Consider the following 16,019-nt stretch of genomic DNA (forward strand, 5'->3'; position numbering starts at 1 on the left):
TTGGGGAGTGCCCTGGCCGTGCGCTTACGCTGGCCACATGGACGTGAACGTGGCCGCCGCCGCTGCCTGCGCCATAGCCGGGCTCGGCGTCGGCCTCACGGCCTCCATCGCCTTCCGTTGGAGCGAGCGCGAGCAGGCCAGGGGCAGGTACGGCGGCACCAGCAGCAGACACCACGGTCGGCACCAAGGGCTGGGCGCCGGCACCCCGGAGCCCCCGCTGCCGCCGGGGGTGGACACCGTCCTCTCCGTCCTCCGCTCCTGCGCGATCGTGCTGGGCGAGGGCGACGAGGTGGTCAAGGCCAGCTCCGCGGCGTACGCGATGGGACTGGTGCGCGGCGGCGCGGTCGCCGTGGACCAGATGCTCTCGCTGGCGCGCGCCACCCGCCGGGACGGCGAGATCCGCCAGGTCGAACTGGAGGTGCCCCGCCCCGGCGTGGCCCGTGCCGGCGAGCCGCTCGCGGTCTCCGTCCGGGTCGCCCCGCTGGGCTCCCGGCTGGTGCTGGTGCTGGTCGAGGACCAGACCGAGCGCCGCCGGGTGGAGGCGGTCCGCCGGGACTTCGTGGCCAACGTCAGCCACGAGCTGAAGACCCCGGTGGGCGCCCTGTCGCTGCTCTCCGAGGCGGTCGCCGACGCGTCCGACGACCCGGAGGCGGTGCAGCGCTTCGCCGGCCGGATGCAGATCGAGGCGACCAGGCTGGCCAGCCTGGTCCAGGAGATCATCGACCTCTCCCGGGTGCAGGACGACCGGCTGATGGTGGACCCGGAGCCCGTCGCGGTGGACGAGCTGATCGCCGAGGCGATCGACCGCTGCCGCCAGCAGGCCGCCGCCAAGCAGATCCTGATCACGGCCGGCGGCATCGCCGGGCTCTACCTGCACGGCAACCGCGGCCAGCTCGCCGCGGCACTCGGCAACCTGGTCGAGAACGCCGTCAACTACAGTCCGCCCCGTACCCGGGTCGCGATCGCCACCCGTCGGATCTCCAGCGCCGCGGCGCTCGGGGAGGCGGACGGCGAGCTGATCGAGATCTCGGTCACCGACCAGGGCATCGGCATCTCGGAGAAGGACCGCGAGCGCGTCTTCGAGCGCTTCTACCGGGTCGATCCGGCCCGCTCCCGGGCGACCGGCGGAACCGGCCTCGGCCTGTCCATCGTCAAGCACGTCGCCGCCTCGCACGGCGGCACGGTCTCGGTGTGGAGCGTCGAGGGCCAGGGTTCGACCTTCACCATCCGCCTGCCCGCCGGGCAGGCGCCCGAGGCCGACGACCTCGACGACACCGACGACCTCGACGACACCGGCGCCCGCGATGCCACCGGCGGCCGTGGTGCCGCCGCCGCGCCCACCAGAACCCTCACCACGGACCGGACGGCCACCACAGGCCGCACGGACCGTCCGCTCCCCACGGGGGAGCGGGAACACCCCCTGTCAGACACAACCCCCCAGCTTGCCCCGGAGGCCTGATCGTGACCCGAGTACTGGTGGTCGAGGACGAGGAGTCGTTCAGCGACGCCCTCTCGTACATGCTCCGCAAGGAAGGCTTCGAGGTGGCTGTCGCCGCCACCGGCCCCGACGCCCTGGAGCAGTTCGAGCGCAACGGCGCCGACCTCGTCCTGCTCGACCTGATGCTGCCGGGCCTGCCGGGCACCGAGGTCTGCCGTCAGCTGCGGGTGCGCTCCAACGTGCCGGTGATCATGGTCACCGCCAAGGACAGCGAGATCGACAAGGTGGTCGGTCTGGAAATAGGTGCGGACGACTACGTCACCAAGCCCTACTCCACCCGTGAGCTGGTCGCCCGGATCCGGGCGGTGCTGCGCCGCCGCGGTGAGGACGGCGGTGCCGGCGAGAACGGCGGCGGCCCGGGTGCCCTGGAGGCCGGCCCGGTCCGGATGGACGTCGACCGGCACGTGGTGACCGTGGACGGCGCCAAGGTCGACCTCCCGCTGAAGGAGTTCGACCTGCTGGAGATGCTGCTGCGCAACGCGGGCCGGGTGCTCACCCGCATGCAGCTGATCGACCGGGTCTGGGGCGCGGACTACGTCGGCGACACCAAGACCCTGGACGTCCACGTGAAGCGCCTGCGGGCCAAGATCGAGCCGGACCCGGGTGCCCCGCGCTACCTGGTCACGGTCCGCGGCCTGGGCTACAAGTTCGAGCCGTAAACCGCGGGCGCGGACAGACGCGGAAGGCCTCCGCCGGCAGTCGCCGGAGGGGGCCTTCGCGTTGGTGTCCGGCAGGCCCGGGAGGGCCCGCCGGACACCGGGTGGTGCGTCAGTGGGCGCCGGCGGACTGGGTGGCACCCGGGGTGGTGGAACCGGACGGTGCGGGCGCACCGGTGGTGGCCGGGGCGGCCGGGGTGGTGGTGCCGGCGGCCGGGGTGGTCGCGGCGGTGGCGCCCTTGGTGGGCGCGGCCGCCGGGGTCGGCGTCGGGCCGAAGCCCTTGTAGAGGCCCGCGTTCGGGCTCACGCCGGCCTGGGCGTCGACCTTCTGGCCGTCCTTGAAGGTGAACGAGGTGGGGGTGAAGCCGCCGACCTGGACGCCGACCGAGGCGACCTTGGCGGAAGGATTGCCGTTGCCACCGATCGCCACGGCGCCGCCGGCCGGGACGACGATGGTGGACAGCGGGGCGCCCGCGGCGTCGGAGAACGCGGCGGTGGCACCGTTGCCGACGGTGATGGACTGCAGCTCCGCCGGGGTGCTGCCCGTGTTGGCGATGTTGACGGTCACGTTGGCGGGACCGTTGTGCTCGCCCGAGGACTCGTCCCCGGTGACGACCACGATGTTGTTCAGCCGAAGGTTCGTTCCGAGGGTTGCCGCCGCGTTGTCGGGCTTGACCTGCAGCGTGTCCGGCGTGTTGCCGGCGGCGCAGGACGACAGCGAGGCGATGGCGATGGCGGCGATGGCGGCGATGCTGCCGCGTCGAAGGCTGCGGCTCACGGCGGCGGCTTCTCCTAAGTCAACGTGTCGATAGGTCAGGTCTCAGATTATCGACCTCGCTTATGCGCTCCTCACGGGGTGGTCCCCGTGTCGCACTCCCGGGGTTCGCGGGGCGGCCGTCCGGCCGCACTTGTGGCGTGTCCGGGTCACTCTCGGGACAAGCTTCGACCAAGATCGAATAACGATGTGGATACGGCCCGATAAACGGTGAAAACCCAAGATCCAATCATGGTTTCCAGGGTGTTGCGCAAGGTTTCGCCGAACGCTGGAACCGCCTCCGACCTGCGGGAAGCCCTCCTCGAACACCGGTCGCAGCACGTCATGGGGGTCCTTGTCAAGCCCCGAGACCGGCCCTGACCTGCGAAAACGCCCTTCGGGTGCGCTGAAAAGCGTGTTATTCTGGAAAGCCACGGAAGGGGTCCTGTCACATGACGTTCAAGGTTGGCGACACGGTGGTCTACCCCCATCACGGGGCCGCGCTGATCGAGGCCATCGAAATTCGCCAGATCAAAGGTGTGGACAAGACCTACCTGGTGCTCAAGGTGCAGCAGGGAGACCTGACGCTCCGCGTGCCCGCTGAGAACGCGGAGTTCGTCGGCGTGCGCGATGTAGTCGGCCAGGAGGGTCTGGACCGGGTCTTCGAGGTGCTGCGCGCACCGTACACCGAAGAGCCGACCAACTGGTCCCGTCGCTACAAGGCGAACCTGGAGAAGCTCGCCTCTGGCGACGTTATCAAGGTCGCCGAGGTTGTGCGCGACCTCTGGCGCCGTGAGCGCGAGCGCGGCCTCTCGGCCGGCGAGAAGCGGATGCTCGCGAAGGCGCGCCAGATCCTCGTCAGCGAGCTCGCGCTGGCGGAGAACACCAACGAGGACAAGGCGGAGACGCTGCTCGACGAGGTGCTGGCCTCGTAGCGCAGTCGGGCTGCCGCCCACCGCTCACAGCGCCCGGTGTCGGCGCGCCGCTCCCAGGACGAAGCGTCCCGGGGTGGTGCAGTGGCACTTCGGGCGCTGAGGCGTGTCCGGACGACGCCCCCGCCCCGAGCCGGTCCAGGCCTGGCAAGACCGTTTTCCGTCCTGCAAGACCGATTCTGCGGGATTGTGCGGCGGACGGTTGGACCGTAATTCTTCGGAAGGGGCCCGTAGCGCCCGCCGGGCACGCCAAGGCCATACCCACTTCTCCGAAGGAGTGAAACCTGAACGCCTCAGCAGCAGTCGCAGCAGCAGTGGTGCCCGCCGCCGGACGCGGTGAGCGGCTGGGGCCCGGTGCCCCGAAGGCCCTGCGGGAACTGGGCGGCGTGCCGCTCCTGGTGCACGCCGTGCGGGCGCTGGCCCGCAGCCGGGCGGTCGGCCTGGTCGTGGTCGCCGCGCCCGCCGACGGGGTGGCCGAGGTGGTCGCCCTGCTGGACAGCCACGGGCTGGACGGCAAGGACATTCGGGTGGTCGCCGGTGGTGCCACCCGCCAGGAGTCGGTCCGGCTCGGCCTGGCCGCGATCCCGGCCGAGGTGGAGATCGTCCTGGTGCACGACGCGGCCCGCCCGCTCGTCCCGGTCGAGGTGGTGGACGCGGTGGCGGCCGCCGTCCGGGCCGGGGCCGGGGCGGTGGTGCCCGCGGTGCCGCTGGCCGACACGGTGAAGCGGGTCGAGCCGAACCCGGGCCGCCCCGAGCCGGTGCTCGACACGCCCGACCGGGCCACCCTGCGCGCGGTGCAGACCCCGCAGGGCTTCGACCGGGCCACCCTGGTCGGGGTGCACGCCAAGGCGCTGGCCGAGGAGGCCGCGGGCGCCGCCGACGCGCCGCCGGTCACCGACGACGCGGGCCTGGTGGAGCGCTACGGCGGCCAGGTCGTCGTGGTGCCCGGCCACGAGGAGGCGTTCAAGGTCACCCGTCCACTGGACCTCGTGCTCGCCGAGGCCGTACTCGCCCGCCGGAGGGCCGCCGATGCCTACTGACCCGCAGACGCCCGCCGACCGGGCCCCGGCCCCCGTGCTGCCGCGCGTGGGCATCGGGACCGACGTGCACGCCTTCGAGGCCGGCCGCCCGCTCTGGGTGGCCGGACTGGAGTGGCCGGACGCCGGGGTCGGGCTCTCCGGGCACTCGGACGCCGACGTGGCCGCGCACGCGGCCTGCGACGCGCTGTTCTCGGCCGCCGGGATCGGCGACCTGGGCGCGCACTTCGGCACCGACCGGCCGGAGTGGGCCGGCGCGTCCGGGGTGAAGCTGCTCGGTGAGGCGGCCCGGCTGGTGCGTGCGGAGGGCTTCGAGATCGGCAACATCGCGGTCCAGGTGGTCGGCGTCCGGCCGAAGATCGGCAAGCGGCGGGCCGAGGCGCAGGCCGCGCTGTCGGCCGCGGCCGGTGCGCCGGTGTCGGTGTCCGGCACCACCACGGACGGCCTGGGCCTGACCGGTCGGGCCGAGGGGCTGGCCGCGATCGCCACGGCCCTGGTGTACGAACGGCGTTGAGCCGGGCGCGGTCGGCAGGGCCGGAATAGGCGGGCCCTGACGAGTGTTCACCCGGCGTGGCGGTGGATCCGTCGGTAGTGTGCGGTTTCGGGCCCGGGCGGGGCTTCCCCTCGGGCCGTACCGCCGACGATGAGAAGAGGTTCTCGATGGGCGTCGAACTCTCAGGCCCCGCCAAGGAATTGCTCGACCGCAAGAGCTTCGCCGTGGTGTCCACGATCCAGCCCGACGGCAGCCCCCAGTCCTCGGTCGTCTGGGTCACGCGGGACGGCGACGACATCCTGTTCTCCACCGTCCAGGGCCGCCGCAAGCACCTCAACCTGGTGCGGGACCCGCGCATCTCGCTCGTGGTCAACCCGCCGGAGAACCCGTACGAGTATGTCGAGGTGCGCGGTTCGGCGACGATGACCACCGAGGGCGGCCGGGAGCTGATCAACGAACTGTCCCGCAAGTACCGCGGCGAGGAGTACGGGTTCGACGGCCCGGACGACGTCCGGGTGGTCGTCCGGCTCAGCCCGCGCAAGGTGGTCGGCAACATCTGACCGGCCCGCGCGGCCCGTGGTTCCCCGGGAGTGCTGCATATCATTCCCGGGGAATGTCGCGGGGCACCCCCTCCTGCCCACTACGCTTGACGCTGTGAGCATTCGCCTGTACGACACCAGCACCCGCCAGGTACGCGACTTCGTCCCGCTTGTACCGGGTTGTGTCTCGATCTACCTGTGCGGCGCTACCGTCCAGTCGGCGCCTCATATCGGGCACATCCGGTCCGGTCTCAACTTCGACATCATGCAGCGGTGGTTCGCCTACCGCGGCTACCAGATCACCTTCGCCCGGAACGTCACCGACATCGACGACAAGGTGATCGCCAAGGAGCGCGAGTTCGGCATCCCGTGGTGGCAGATCGCCTACGAGAACGAGCGGGCGTTCAACGACGGCTACACCGCGCTCGGTTGCCTGCCGCCGACCGTCGAGCCGCGGGCCACCGGGCACATCCCCGAGATGGTCGAGATGATGCGGGGGCTCATCGAGAAGGGCCACGCCTACGCGGCCGACGGCAACGTCTACTTCGACGTGAAGTCGTACCCGGAGTACCTCGCGCTCTCCAACCAGAAGCTCGACGACCTGCGCCAGCCCGAGGGCGAGGGCGAGACCGGCAAGCGGGACCAGCGCGACTTCGCGATGTGGAAGGCCGCCAAGCCGGGCGAGCCGAGCTGGGAGACCCCGTGGGGCCGCGGCCGGCCGGGCTGGCACCTGGAGTGCTCGGCGATGGTCCACAAGTACCTCGGCCCGGCCTTCGACATCCACGGCGGCGGGCTGGACCTGATCTTCCCGCACCACGAGAACGAGATCGCCCAGTCCAAGGCCTACGGCGACGCCTTCGCCAGCTTCTGGGTGCACAACGCCTGGGTCACCATGGCCGGCGAGAAGATGAGCAAGTCGCTGGGCAACTCGGTGCTGGTCTCCGAGATGGTCCAGCGCTGGCGTCCGATCGTGCTCCGCTACTACCTGGGCACCCCGCACTACCGCTCGATGATCGAGTACAGCGAGGACGCCCTGCGCGAGGCCGAGGCCGGGTTCGGCCGGATCGAGGGCTTCATCCAGCGCACCGTCGAGCGCTGCGGGGCGGTCGACGCCGCCCCCGAGGTGCCGCCGGCCTTCGCCGAGGCGATGGACGACGACCTGGGCGTTCCGCAGGCGCTCGCCGTCGTGCACACCGCCGTCCGCCAGGGCAACAGCGCCCTGAACGCGGACGACAAGGAGAACGCGGTGGCGCGTCTGGCCGAGGTCCGTGCGATGCTCGGAGTGCTGGGTCTCGACCCGCTCGACCCGCAGTGGGTCGGGGCGGAGGGCGGCGAGCCTGGGACAATGAAGAGCATGCACGGTGTGGTCGACTCGCTGGTCCGCCTGGTCCTGGACCAGCGGCAGGCGGCGCGTCAGCGCAAGGACTTCGCCACCGCGGACGCCATCCGCGACCAGCTCGGCCTGGCCGGGCTGGTGATCGAGGACACCCCGTCCGGCCCGCGCTGGACGATCAACAGCCAGTAACCCCATCTGACGATCGGGGTGAGGGTGGGCCGTACCGGACCGGTGCGGCCCTCCCGCATGACGTAGCGCATGCAGTCGGCCGCCGCCGGACAGAACGGGGCGGCCGGGCATGCCGGACAGACAGGAAGTACAGCCATGGCCGGCAACAGCCAGCGCAGGAACCGCCGCAACCCCGGATCGAAGAAGGGCGCGTCTGTCGGTACCGGCGGCCACAGCCGGAAGGCGCTCCAGGGCAAGGGCCCGACCCCGCCCGGAGCGGAGCGCAAGGGCCACCCGAAGCAGCGCGCCGCCAACGCCGCGGTCAAGCGCGAGCGGGACGCCAAGGCCCGCGCCGGCATGCGCCGCGCCGGCGGCGCCGGTCGCGGCGGCCGGGGCGGTGCGGGCAGCGCCGAGCTCGTCTTCGGCCGCAACTCGGTCGTCGAGGCCCTTCAGGGCGGCGTCCCGGCCACCGCGCTGTACGTCCAGCAGTTCGTCGACACCGACGACCGCGTCCGCGACGCCTTCCAGGCCGCCAACGACCGCGGCATCCCGCTGATGGAGGCCCCGCGCCCGCAGCTGGACCAGATGACCGGCGGGCTCAACCACCAGGGCCTCGTGCTCCAGGTGCCGCCGTACGAGTACGCGCACCCCGACGACCTGCTGGTCGAGGCCTCCGACTCGGGCCAGGACGCGCTGATCATCGCGCTGGACGGCGTCACCGACTCGCGCAACCTCGGCGCCGTGGTCCGCTCCGCCGCCGCCTTCGGCGCGCACGGCGTGGTCATCCCCGAGCGCCGCGCGGCCGGCATGACCGCCGGTGCCTGGAAGACCTCCTCTGGCGCGGCCGCCCGCCTGCCCGTCGCCCGGGCCACCAACCTCACCCGCACCCTGGAGGCCTACCAGAAGGCCGGCCTCATGGTGGTCGGCCTGGCCGCCGACGGCGAGGCCGAGCTGGGCGACCTGGAGCTGCTGACCGGCCCGGTTGTGATCGTCGCGGGCAGCGAGGGCAAGGGCCTGTCCCGGCTGGTCTCGGAGACCTGCGACATGCGGGTGCGGATCCCGATGTCCGGGCTGACGGAGTCGCTGAACGCCGGTGTCGCGGCGGGCATCGTGCTCTACGAGGCCGCGCGACTGCGCGCCAAGCGCTGAGCACAGCCGGTGTGCGGGGCGCAGGGGAACTTCTGAATTCTCCGCAATCCGAGTGAAAAGCGATCGGGCCCGACCAGGCCCGATCGCTTTTCTCATGATCATTTCAAGTATGCGCCGGACATCCACTCGGGAGAGTGTCCTAAGCGGTGGTCACCCGGTTAGACGGGCGTGGACACCAGAACACCTCGGCGCCCCCTGTTCGGCGGCGGCAGCACCGGGATAGACGCGGGCCCCGGCCTTGACACGGTCAAGGTGCCGTCCGACCCCGCGCGCCTCAGCATCACCCAGGCGAGCTTCCGGCTCCGGCTCGGCGCCCCGGTGGCGCCGCTGATCGAGGCCCCGGCCGGACTGCTGTCCACCGGCGCCGCGTTCGGCGACCCGTACGCCAACCAGGGCCTGATCCGCCGTCCGCTGGTCACCCCGCAGGTCGTCGTGCCCGCCTCCGCCGTCCCGGCGCTCGCGGGGGCCGCCGGGGGCGGTGCGCCGCGCCGCAAGGGCCGGGTCACCGCCGTCACCTGGACCGGGCAGGCGCCCCCCGGGGACCTCGCGGCCACCCAGCTGCTGGACGCCGTCCGGCTCACCGGCTCCGGGCCCGACGGCGGCGGCCCGGGCATGTCGGACACCCGGGTGATCCCGTCCTACTCGGGCGCCCGGACCGTCCCGCGCCAGCCGCGGGAGGGCGCCGGCACCGCCACCGACGCGGGCATCGGCCCGGTCGGCGCACCGCAGGGCTGGACCCCGAGCGGCGAGCTGCCCGAGGTCTCCGCTACGGCCGCCGAGGGCAAGCCGCCCTGGTACCCCGGCCGCCGGGTCGACCTCGGCCTGGTCCTGCTGCCGCTGCGCGCCGTCCTCGGCTCGCTGTCCGTCTACGCCGGGTTCAGCAAGCTCTGCGACCCGGTCTACTTCGACGGCGGCGAGCGCGGCTCGATGATGCGCTGGCTCGCCTCGCTGCACCCCTGGAAGGTCGCCGAACCGCTGCTGGCCTTCGCCATGGCGCACCCGGTCGGTGCCGGCCTGGTGGTGTCGTTCACCCAGGTCGTGGTCGGCGTGCTGACCGTCCTCGGCCTCTGGCAGCGGCTCGCGGCCGGGGCGGCGATGCTCCTCTCCGCCGCGCTGCTGTTCACCGTCAGCTGGCGGGCCGTACCGGTCTACGACACCCCCGACCTGATCTTCCTGGCGGCCTGGAGCCCGCTGCTGATCGCCGGAGCGCCGTTCGCCTCCCTGGACGGGCGGCTCAATCTGGAGGCCTGGCGGCGCTACGGCGCCGACGCGCCCGCCGCGCTGCGCCGCCGGGTGCTGCGCCGTGGCACGGTGGTCACCACGGTCGTGGTCGGGGCGACCCTGCTGCTCGGCTCGATGCTCGGCGCGGCGGTGCGCACCGGGGCCCGGACGCACCAGGCGCCGGCCCGTCCGGCCACCGACTACGGCACGCCGGTCTGGCCCAGCGGCGCCCCGACCGGCACCCCGGGCGGCCAGGGCTCGTCCACCTCGCCCTCGCCCGCCCCGCGCCCGGCCACCCCCACGCCGAGCCCGACCACCCCGCCCTCCTCCGCCCCGGCCACCCGCCCGGGCAGCCCGACGCCGAGCGGCAAGGGGCACTCCGCCAAGGCGGAGACCGGGGCCGGCACGACCCCGTCCGCCGCCGCGCCGTCCGCTGCCGCGCCGTCGGCCGGTTCCTCGCCCGCCCAGCGCAGCACCCCGCCCCCCGCCGGAACGGGGGCGGCGTCCAAGCCCAGCCCGAGCTCCGGGGCGAGCCCCGGGCTGCTCGGCGGGGTGCTGGGCAGCGGCCCGCTCGCCGACCTGTCCGGCGGCGCCCGCTCCTCCCGTCCGGGGGCGCCCACGTCCACCTGACGGCCCGCGGACGCGATCGGCCGGGTGCTCCGAGGCGGGAGCACCCGGCCGATCGTCGTGCGCCGGGGGAGGCGGGGGTGCGGGGGAGGCGGGGGCGCCGGGGGTGCGGCGGTTACCGCGGTGAGCGGCCGGCCCCGGAGGCGAGCTCCTTGGCCGCCTCGGTGAGGTCCTTCGCGGTGTCGATGGCACGCCAGTACACGCCCTGCGGCAGCTGGTAGCCCGCCAGTCGCTTGCTGCGCGCCAGCTGCGGGAACGTGGTGCGCTCGTGGTCGCCCACGTCCGGCAGCAGCTCGGCGAACTCCGGGCTGAACACGTACAGCCCGGCGTTGATCAGGAACGGCGAGGGCGGCGCCTCGATGAAGTCCAGCACGTTGCCGAACTGGTCGGTCTCCACCGCCCCCCACGGGATCCGCGGCCGGGCCAGCGCGAGCGTCGCGACGGCGTCCCGCTCGTGGTGGAAGGCGGCCATGTCGCGCAGGCTGAACCGGGTCCAGATGTCGCCGTTGGTGGCGTACCAGGGCTCGTCCGGGCGGGGCAGCGCCTTGGCCGCGTACTTGAGGCCGCCGCCGCGCCCGAGCGGCTCCTCCTCGACCACCGTGCGCACGCGCAGCGGCAGGTCCGCCTTGTCGAGCCACTCCTCCAGCACGGCGGCCAGGTGCCCGCAGGAGACCACCGCGTCGGTGACGCCCTCGGAGGCCAGCCAGGCCAGCTGGTGGCCGAGGATCGGCGTGCCCGTCCCGGGGATCTCGACCAGCGGCTTCGGGCGGTCGTCCGTGTAGGGCCGCAGCCGCGAGCCCTGGCCGCCGGCCAGGATCACGGCCTGGGTGACGGGCGTCGTGGTCGGCCGGGACGGGTGGGTCGGCGGGGACGCGGGATCGGCGGCGGGGCCGGAGTCAGCGGTCATGCCTGAACAATAGGACGCCCACCGGGGCCGGGAGCCCGAGCCCGCGGGCGTCGTCGGCCCGCGGCCGTCGGGCCGGCCTGCGGGTCAGCTGCCGGGTCAGCCGGCGATGCCCGCCGCGAACGACCCGTCGCAGACCGGGCGGGCGAAGGACCGGGCCCGCTGGACGTCGCCCTGGTACTTGCGCACCGCCGCCTTGCCCAGCTCGCCGGCGAGCGAGGTGCAGTACGGCGTCAGCGACGGCTGCTCGCGCATCGAGCGCTCCAGCAGGTCCAGCGCGGCGGACGGGTTCTTCGCCCGCAGCTCGTCCAGCAGCGCCACCCGCAGCGATTCCTGCGGGGCGAGCCCGTCCGGGGACGTGCCCGCGGTGGCGGAACGCCCGATCCCGGCGCCGTCACCACTGGACGCCGCCACGACCTGCTGGTCGAGGTTGGTCGGCGGGGCCCATGGCACCCGGGTCACGGCGAGGGTGCCGGTGGTCACCAGGAGGACCGGCAGGGTCAGGGCGACGGTCTGGCCGATACGGCGTACAAGCTGCTTCACCCTCAGGAGAGTAGCGGTGGGTACGGGCCGGATCGCCCTCCGTGACACCATCGAGTGACACCGTGTCCGGGTTCGTCCCCACACCGTGTTGACGTGGGGGTGTACGGACGGAGCCCGCCGGACCAGGAATGGTCCGACGGGCTCCGTCGTGCCGGCTTTCCCCGCCGGTCGACCGACCGGCAGGGCGCGCCGTGCTCAGCTGCTCAGACGGGCACCCGAGCTGGTCGAGAACACGTGGGTCTCGTTGGCGATCGGCACGACGTGGATCGTCTCGCCGCGGGCCGGGATCTGCCGGCCGTGCACGCGGACGACCAGCTCCTTGTCCTCGCCGCCGATCTTGGTGGTGCCGTACACGAAGCCGTCGGAGCCGAGCTCCTCGACGACGTTCACCGTCACCGCGACACCCTCGATGCCGCCCGCCGGGACGATCTCGAAGTGCTCCGGGCGGATGCCGACCGTCACCGACTTGTCGGTGCCGGCGCCGGCCAGGTCGTCGCGCGAGACGTTGACCACCGAGCCGCCGAACTTCACACCGCCGTCCACCAGCGGCACCTCGACCAGGTTCATCGCGGGCGAGCCGATGAAGCCGGCCACGAACAGGTTGGAGGGCCGGTCGTACATGTTGCGCGGGGTGTCGACCTGCTGGAGCACGCCGCCCTTGAGCACCGCGACCCGGTCGCCCATGGTGAGCGCCTCGGTCTGGTCGTGGGTGACGTACACCGTCGTGATGCCCAGGCGGCGCTGGAGGCCGGCGATCTGGGTACGGGTCGAGACACGCAGCTTCGCGTCCAGGTTCGACAGCGGCTCGTCCATCAGGAAGACCTGCGGCTGGCGCACGATCGCGCGGCCCATCGCGACACGCTGCCGCTGACCACCCGACAGCGCCTTCGGCTTGCGGTCCAGGTACTCCGTCAGGTCGAGGATCTTCGCGGCCTCCTCGACCTTGGTGCGGATCTCCGTCTTGTTCACGCCGGCGATCTTGAGCGCGAAGCCCATGTTCTCGGCGACGGTCATGTGCGGGTACAGCGCGTAGTTCTGGAACACCATGGCGATGTCCCGGTCCTTCGGCGGCAGGTGCGTGACGTCCCGGTCACCGATCCGGATGGAGCCGCTGTTGACGTCCTCCAGACCGGCCAGCATGCGCAGGCTGGTCGACTTGCCGCAGCCCGAGGGGCCGACCAGCACGAGGAACTCGCCATCCGCGATCTCCAGGTCCAGCGCGTCCACCGAGGGCTTGTCCGCCCCGGGGTAGACGCGGGTCGCCTGCTCGTACGTGACAGAAGCCATGATTGTTCTCTCCTTCACCGGCAGGAACGTGCCGGACGATCCGAGTAAAGGGGCGTTCGTTCGTCTCCGTCAGCCCGCCCAGTGGTCTGAACCACCTCACGAACCGACTCCGGGCGACGCTACCTGCGCCTCCGCCGCTTGTCAGCCCCCAGCCCGCCCGATTTCGGCATCGGTTCCATCACGCCCACCCCACCCCGCCAACCCCCGGATATCCCCCCACCCCACCTACCGGGCCCGGTAGACTGCCCCCGGTGCCGCCGTGATCCCTCGCGGACGGTCACCGTGCCTCCTTAGCTCAGCTGGCCAGAGCACCGCTCTTGTAAAGCGGGGGTCGTCGGTTCGAACCCGACAGGGGGCTCGCGTAGGAAGCGATGCGACCGGCGCCCGAAGGGCCAGCTCACCGGAGTGATCCGGAGGAGCTGGCCCTTCGTCGTTGCCGGGGCGTGCCGCGGGCCGTCGGGTGGTGCGTGGCGGTTGGTCAGCCGCTTTCGGGTGCGGATTCGGCCGGTTCGCCGGATTCACCGGATTCGGTGGATTCGTTCGAGTCATCGGACTCCTCCGATTCCTCCGATTCCTCCGATTCCTCGGATTCGTTCGGCGGGCCGGAAAGGGCGGTCTCGCCGTTTTTCCGCCAGGTCGCCGTCACCTTCAGGCTGGCCTTTCCGTCGACTCCCGTCACCGCGCTCACGAGGACTCCCGTCTTGACGGAGAGCTCGATTCCGAATTCGAGCGTGAACTCGTCGGGGGCGGCCGCCCGCAGGCCGGACCGCACGTTGCCGACCACGGTCTGGAGCGTGCCCGCCAGGTCGTCCAGCTGGTAGCTGGGGCGGCGCAGCGCGACGTCCCTGGGGCCGCGCTGCTCCTCGATGCGGGCCCAGAATGTCCCCTCGGGCGTCACTACTTGGACAAGCTCCGACATTTCTCCTCCAAGGGGTGCCGTTGCCGGGGTCGAATTGCCGGAAAACCGGTGGCCGGCCCGGGTCGTGGGCCTATCCTTCTTCTTCGCGAGGGGAACTGTATCGGGCGCCGAAGGGTGGCAGGCCATGGATATGGGACAGCGGGCGGCGGGTACCGAACACATCTACCTCTCCGATGTGGAGCCGCACGCGGCGGCGCCGATCGACCGGGCCTCGGACCTGCGGTCGCGGGTCCTGCTGCACGTCCTCTTCGCCGACACCCTGCTGATCGGCGACTCGCAGGGCCTCAACAACAGGTACTTCCGGGCGCTCGTCGATGCCGAGGAGGCGCGGAAGGTCCGCTGGTCCCCGGGGACGGCGGCGCTCTCGGACTTCGGCGCTCTCCTGGAGGCCGGCCGGCTGCGGGTCGCGCTGCGGGCGGGCGGGACCCTGCACCGGATCAGCGACGGCCACCGGGCCGAGGGCGTGGAGAACGCGCCCGACGTCCCCTACGTGGAGCGGCTGACCGAGGTGTCGTCCGCGCACACGGAGCCGTACGACGGGTCGGCCGTCGCCGCCGCGTTCAAGTCCGGTGTCCTGGCGCGGATCGAGGCCGCCGAGCGGGACTTCGCCGGGAGCGCGCGGGAGGCCCTCGAAGCCGCGCGCGCCTGGGTCGCCGAGCAGGATCCGCTGCTCTACAAGCAACTCCGGGACTGGCTGGCCGCCTACCGGAGCGCGCGCCCCGGGGGCAGCGCCGAACTCGTCCTCGTGCTCCAGTCGGTGGACGACTGGGCCGGTGAGTCCTACCGGCGGGCGCTGCCGCAGGCCCTGGGCGTCGGCATGGCCGGCCCGCGCGACGGCGAGGGCACCATCCCGGTCTTCCGGAGCCGGCGACTCGTCGAGTACGCGGGGTTCCCGGCGGTGCTGCTCGACAACCTGCTGCTGTCCCAACTCCCGGTGGAGGTGGTGTTCGAGGCGATCGAGCAGCCCTCCCGGGTGGCCCTGGTGGCGGAGTTGGGGCGGCTGCGCCGGGGGATCCAGCCGGACACGGCGGTGCTGCGTTCCGCGGTCGACGAGTTCAGCTCGTGGACGCTGGAGGTGTTCGAGCGCACCTTCCGCCGCGTCGGGGGCCTGGCGTGGGAGCACCTGCGGGGCGAGGTCCGGCTGATGCGCTTCGGGCTGGACGAGGACCCGGTCGCCGGTCGGCTGGGGGCCGGCCTGGAAGTGGTCTCCCCGGCGGCCGACGGCGTTCGCGACCTGTCGCTCCACGTGGTGAACGGCCCGGGTGCGGCTGTCCCGGATCCGCAGCGCCGGGCACAGCCGCGGCCGTTGCGCGAGCTCGACCCCTTCGAGCGGGTGGTCACCCTCTGACGGCCGCCGTCTGCGGGTCGGGGTGGGCCTGGAGGAGGGCGAAGGCGGCCAGGGTGACGCCGCAGGTGATCCGGCCCTGCCGCAGCCAGCGTGCCATCAGGTCGGGGGAGACCCAGACCGGGTCGGTCACCGATTCCATGGCCTCCGGCCGGGCGGTGGCGGTGCCTCCGGGGAGCACGGTGGCGCGGCAGACGTGGATGCCGTTCTCGATCAGGCCGGTGTCCGCGTGGATCAGGCCGAGGCTCTCCACGGTGGAGGCGATGAGGCCGGTCTCCTCCCTGAGCTCGCGCGCGGCGGCCTCCTCCGGGGGTTCGCCGGGCTCGCAGCCGCCGCGCGGGAACTCCAGCGAGGCGGCGCCGACCGGGTAGCGGTAGGAGGGCACCAGCGCGATGCCGTCGGGGCCGGTCGCCACCACGACGACGCCGGTCTGCGACCACTGCCACCGGAGGTAGTTGCCGGCCGTGCCGCCCGGGGCGACGACCTCGTCGTTGTAGAGCCGGCCGAAGCGGTTCCCGAAGACCTCGACGGCCTGGCGGCGTCGGATCGGTGCGGGCGAGGCGAGGTCCTGAGAGTCCGTGGGCATCATGCTCCTACCTGCCGTCGTAGGG

General features: G+C 72.7%; 16 protein-coding genes and 1 tRNA gene. 11 read left to right on the forward strand and 6 right to left on the reverse strand.

All coding sequences use genetic code 11. The features are described from left to right. Nucleotides 1-37: 37 nt before the first annotated feature. Both A6F73_RS18275 and A6F73_RS18280 read left to right on the forward strand, forming a co-directional pair. Nucleotides 38-1,459 (forward strand): ATP-binding protein, encoded by a 1,422-nt coding sequence (locus A6F73_RS18275; protein WP_079135791.1) that lies wholly within the window; start codon nt 38-40, stop codon nt 1,457-1,459. Nucleotides 1,460-1,461: 2 nt separating this feature from the next. Next, the gene (locus tag A6F73_RS18280; protein WP_030061050.1) at nt 1,462-2,157 is read left to right on the forward strand and encodes a response regulator transcription factor; all 696 of its coding nucleotides are present in this window, start codon (nt 1,462-1,464) and stop codon (nt 2,155-2,157) included. A 109-nt stretch (nt 2,158-2,266) separates the two neighbouring features. Here A6F73_RS18280 and A6F73_RS18285 read toward each other — a convergent pair whose 3' ends face one another. Further along, the gene (locus tag A6F73_RS18285; protein WP_063348793.1) at nt 2,267-2,932 is read right to left on the reverse strand and encodes a hypothetical protein; all 666 of its coding nucleotides are present in this window, start codon (nt 2,930-2,932) and stop codon (nt 2,267-2,269) included. A gap of 428 nt (nt 2,933-3,360) precedes the next feature. Here A6F73_RS18285 and A6F73_RS18290 point away from each other — a divergent pair, with 428 nt between their 5' ends. From A6F73_RS18290 to A6F73_RS18320, 7 genes are all read left to right on the forward strand, one after another. Beyond that, complete coding sequence (locus tag A6F73_RS18290; RefSeq protein WP_030244332.1) at nt 3,361-3,843, forward strand: CarD family transcriptional regulator; 483 nt, start codon at nt 3,361-3,363, stop codon at nt 3,841-3,843. 281 nt (nt 3,844-4,124) lie between these two features. Beyond that, nucleotides 4,125-4,880, forward strand: a complete 756-nt coding sequence (ispD, locus tag A6F73_RS18295; protein ID WP_063348794.1) for a 2-C-methyl-D-erythritol 4-phosphate cytidylyltransferase — start codon at nt 4,125-4,127, stop codon at nt 4,878-4,880. After that, complete coding sequence (gene ispF, locus A6F73_RS18300; RefSeq protein ID WP_063348795.1) at nt 4,870-5,391, forward strand: 2-C-methyl-D-erythritol 2,4-cyclodiphosphate synthase; 522 nt, start codon at nt 4,870-4,872, stop codon at nt 5,389-5,391. The genes ispD and ispF overlap by 11 nt, the downstream gene beginning before the upstream one ends. Nucleotides 5,392-5,537: 146 nt before the next feature. Further along, complete coding sequence (locus A6F73_RS18305) at nt 5,538-5,930, forward strand: PPOX class F420-dependent oxidoreductase (RefSeq protein WP_063348796.1); 393 nt, start codon at nt 5,538-5,540, stop codon at nt 5,928-5,930. A gap of 94 nt (nt 5,931-6,024) precedes the next feature. Next, the gene (gene cysS / locus A6F73_RS18310; protein WP_063348797.1) at nt 6,025-7,434 is read left to right on the forward strand and encodes a cysteine--tRNA ligase; all 1,410 of its coding nucleotides are present in this window, start codon (nt 6,025-6,027) and stop codon (nt 7,432-7,434) included. A 135-nt stretch (nt 7,435-7,569) separates the two neighbouring features. Continuing rightward, a complete protein-coding gene (rlmB, locus tag A6F73_RS18315; RefSeq protein WP_063348798.1) occupies nt 7,570-8,562 on the forward strand; it encodes a 23S rRNA (guanosine(2251)-2'-O)-methyltransferase RlmB in 993 nt (330 codons plus the stop codon). Nucleotides 8,563-8,814: 252 nt separating this feature from the next. Next, nucleotides 8,815-10,413: a DoxX family membrane protein gene (locus A6F73_RS18320; RefSeq protein ID WP_063348799.1), complete on the forward strand. Its 1,599-nt coding sequence runs from the start codon at nt 8,815-8,817 to the stop codon at nt 10,411-10,413. A 112-nt stretch (nt 10,414-10,525) separates the two neighbouring features. On the opposite strand, the gene A6F73_RS18325 is transcribed toward A6F73_RS18320, so the two are convergent. The 3 genes from A6F73_RS18325 to ugpC all read right to left on the reverse strand — a co-directional run bounded on the left by A6F73_RS18325 (nt 10,526) and on the right by ugpC (nt 13,144). Beyond that, nucleotides 10,526-11,317, reverse strand: a complete 792-nt coding sequence (locus tag A6F73_RS18325; protein WP_063348800.1) for a nucleotidyltransferase family protein — start codon at nt 11,315-11,317, stop codon at nt 10,526-10,528. Between the two features lie 96 nt (nt 11,318-11,413). Continuing rightward, the gene (locus tag A6F73_RS18330; RefSeq protein WP_063348801.1) at nt 11,414-11,857 is read right to left on the reverse strand and encodes a hypothetical protein; all 444 of its coding nucleotides are present in this window, start codon (nt 11,855-11,857) and stop codon (nt 11,414-11,416) included. 195 nt (nt 11,858-12,052) lie between these two features. Next, a complete protein-coding gene (ugpC, locus tag A6F73_RS18335) occupies nt 12,053-13,144 on the reverse strand; it encodes a sn-glycerol-3-phosphate ABC transporter ATP-binding protein UgpC (RefSeq protein WP_063348802.1) in 1,092 nt (363 codons plus the stop codon). Between the two features lie 284 nt (nt 13,145-13,428). Here ugpC and A6F73_RS18340 point away from each other — a divergent pair. Continuing rightward, nucleotides 13,429-13,502: transfer RNA gene (locus A6F73_RS18340), tRNA-Thr, on the forward strand. A gap of 120 nt (nt 13,503-13,622) precedes the next feature. On the opposite strand, the gene A6F73_RS18345 is transcribed toward A6F73_RS18340, so the two are convergent. After that, on the reverse strand, nt 13,623-14,063 hold the full coding sequence (locus A6F73_RS18345; RefSeq protein ID WP_159398484.1) for a CU044_2847 family protein: 441 nt from the start codon (nt 14,061-14,063) through the stop codon (nt 13,623-13,625). Nucleotides 14,064-14,187: 124 nt separating this feature from the next. Between A6F73_RS18345 and A6F73_RS18350 the strand changes: the two genes are divergently transcribed. After that, a complete protein-coding gene (locus A6F73_RS18350) occupies nt 14,188-15,411 on the forward strand; it encodes a hypothetical protein (protein WP_159398485.1) in 1,224 nt (407 codons plus the stop codon). Here A6F73_RS18350 and A6F73_RS18355 read toward each other — a convergent pair. Then, nucleotides 15,401-15,994 carry an NUDIX hydrolase gene (locus A6F73_RS18355; RefSeq protein ID WP_063348805.1) on the reverse strand — a complete coding sequence of 198 codons (594 nt, stop codon included), beginning with the start codon at nt 15,992-15,994 and terminating at the stop codon, nt 15,401-15,403. The genes A6F73_RS18350 and A6F73_RS18355 overlap by 11 nt on opposite strands. Nucleotides 15,995-16,019: the final 25 nt, after the last annotated feature.

Source organism: Streptomyces sp. MJM8645, assembly GCF_001625365.1.
Classification (GTDB): Bacteria; Actinomycetota; Actinomycetes; order Streptomycetales; family Streptomycetaceae; genus Kitasatospora.

Bases quoted from the DNA above. Each gene is read 5' to 3' on its own strand.
- A6F73_RS18275 (WP_079135791.1), top strand. From the start codon at position 38: ATGGACGTGAACGTGGCCGCCGCCGCTGCCTGCGCCATAGCCGGGCTC.
- A6F73_RS18290 (WP_030244332.1), top strand. From the start codon at position 3,361: ATGACGTTCAAGGTTGGCGACACGGTGGTCTACCCCCATCACGGGGCC.
- ispF (WP_063348795.1), top strand. From the start codon at position 4,870: ATGCCTACTGACCCGCAGACGCCCGCCGACCGGGCCCCGGCCCCCGTG.
- A6F73_RS18305 (WP_063348796.1), top strand. From the start codon at position 5,538: ATGGGCGTCGAACTCTCAGGCCCCGCCAAGGAATTGCTCGACCGCAAG.
- rlmB (WP_063348798.1), top strand. From the start codon at position 7,570: ATGGCCGGCAACAGCCAGCGCAGGAACCGCCGCAACCCCGGATCGAAG.
- A6F73_RS18325 (WP_063348800.1), bottom strand. From the start codon at position 11,317: ATGACCGCTGACTCCGGCCCCGCCGCCGATCCCGCGTCCCCGCCGACC.
- ugpC (WP_063348802.1), bottom strand. From the start codon at position 13,144: ATGGCTTCTGTCACGTACGAGCAGGCGACCCGCGTCTACCCCGGGGCG.
- A6F73_RS18345 (WP_159398484.1), bottom strand. From the start codon at position 14,063: ATGTCGGAGCTTGTCCAAGTAGTGACGCCCGAGGGGACATTCTGGGCC.
- A6F73_RS18350 (WP_159398485.1), top strand. From the start codon at position 14,188: ATGGATATGGGACAGCGGGCGGCGGGTACCGAACACATCTACCTCTCC.
- A6F73_RS18355 (WP_063348805.1), bottom strand. From the start codon at position 15,994: ATGCCCACGGACTCTCAGGACCTCGCCTCGCCCGCACCGATCCGACGC.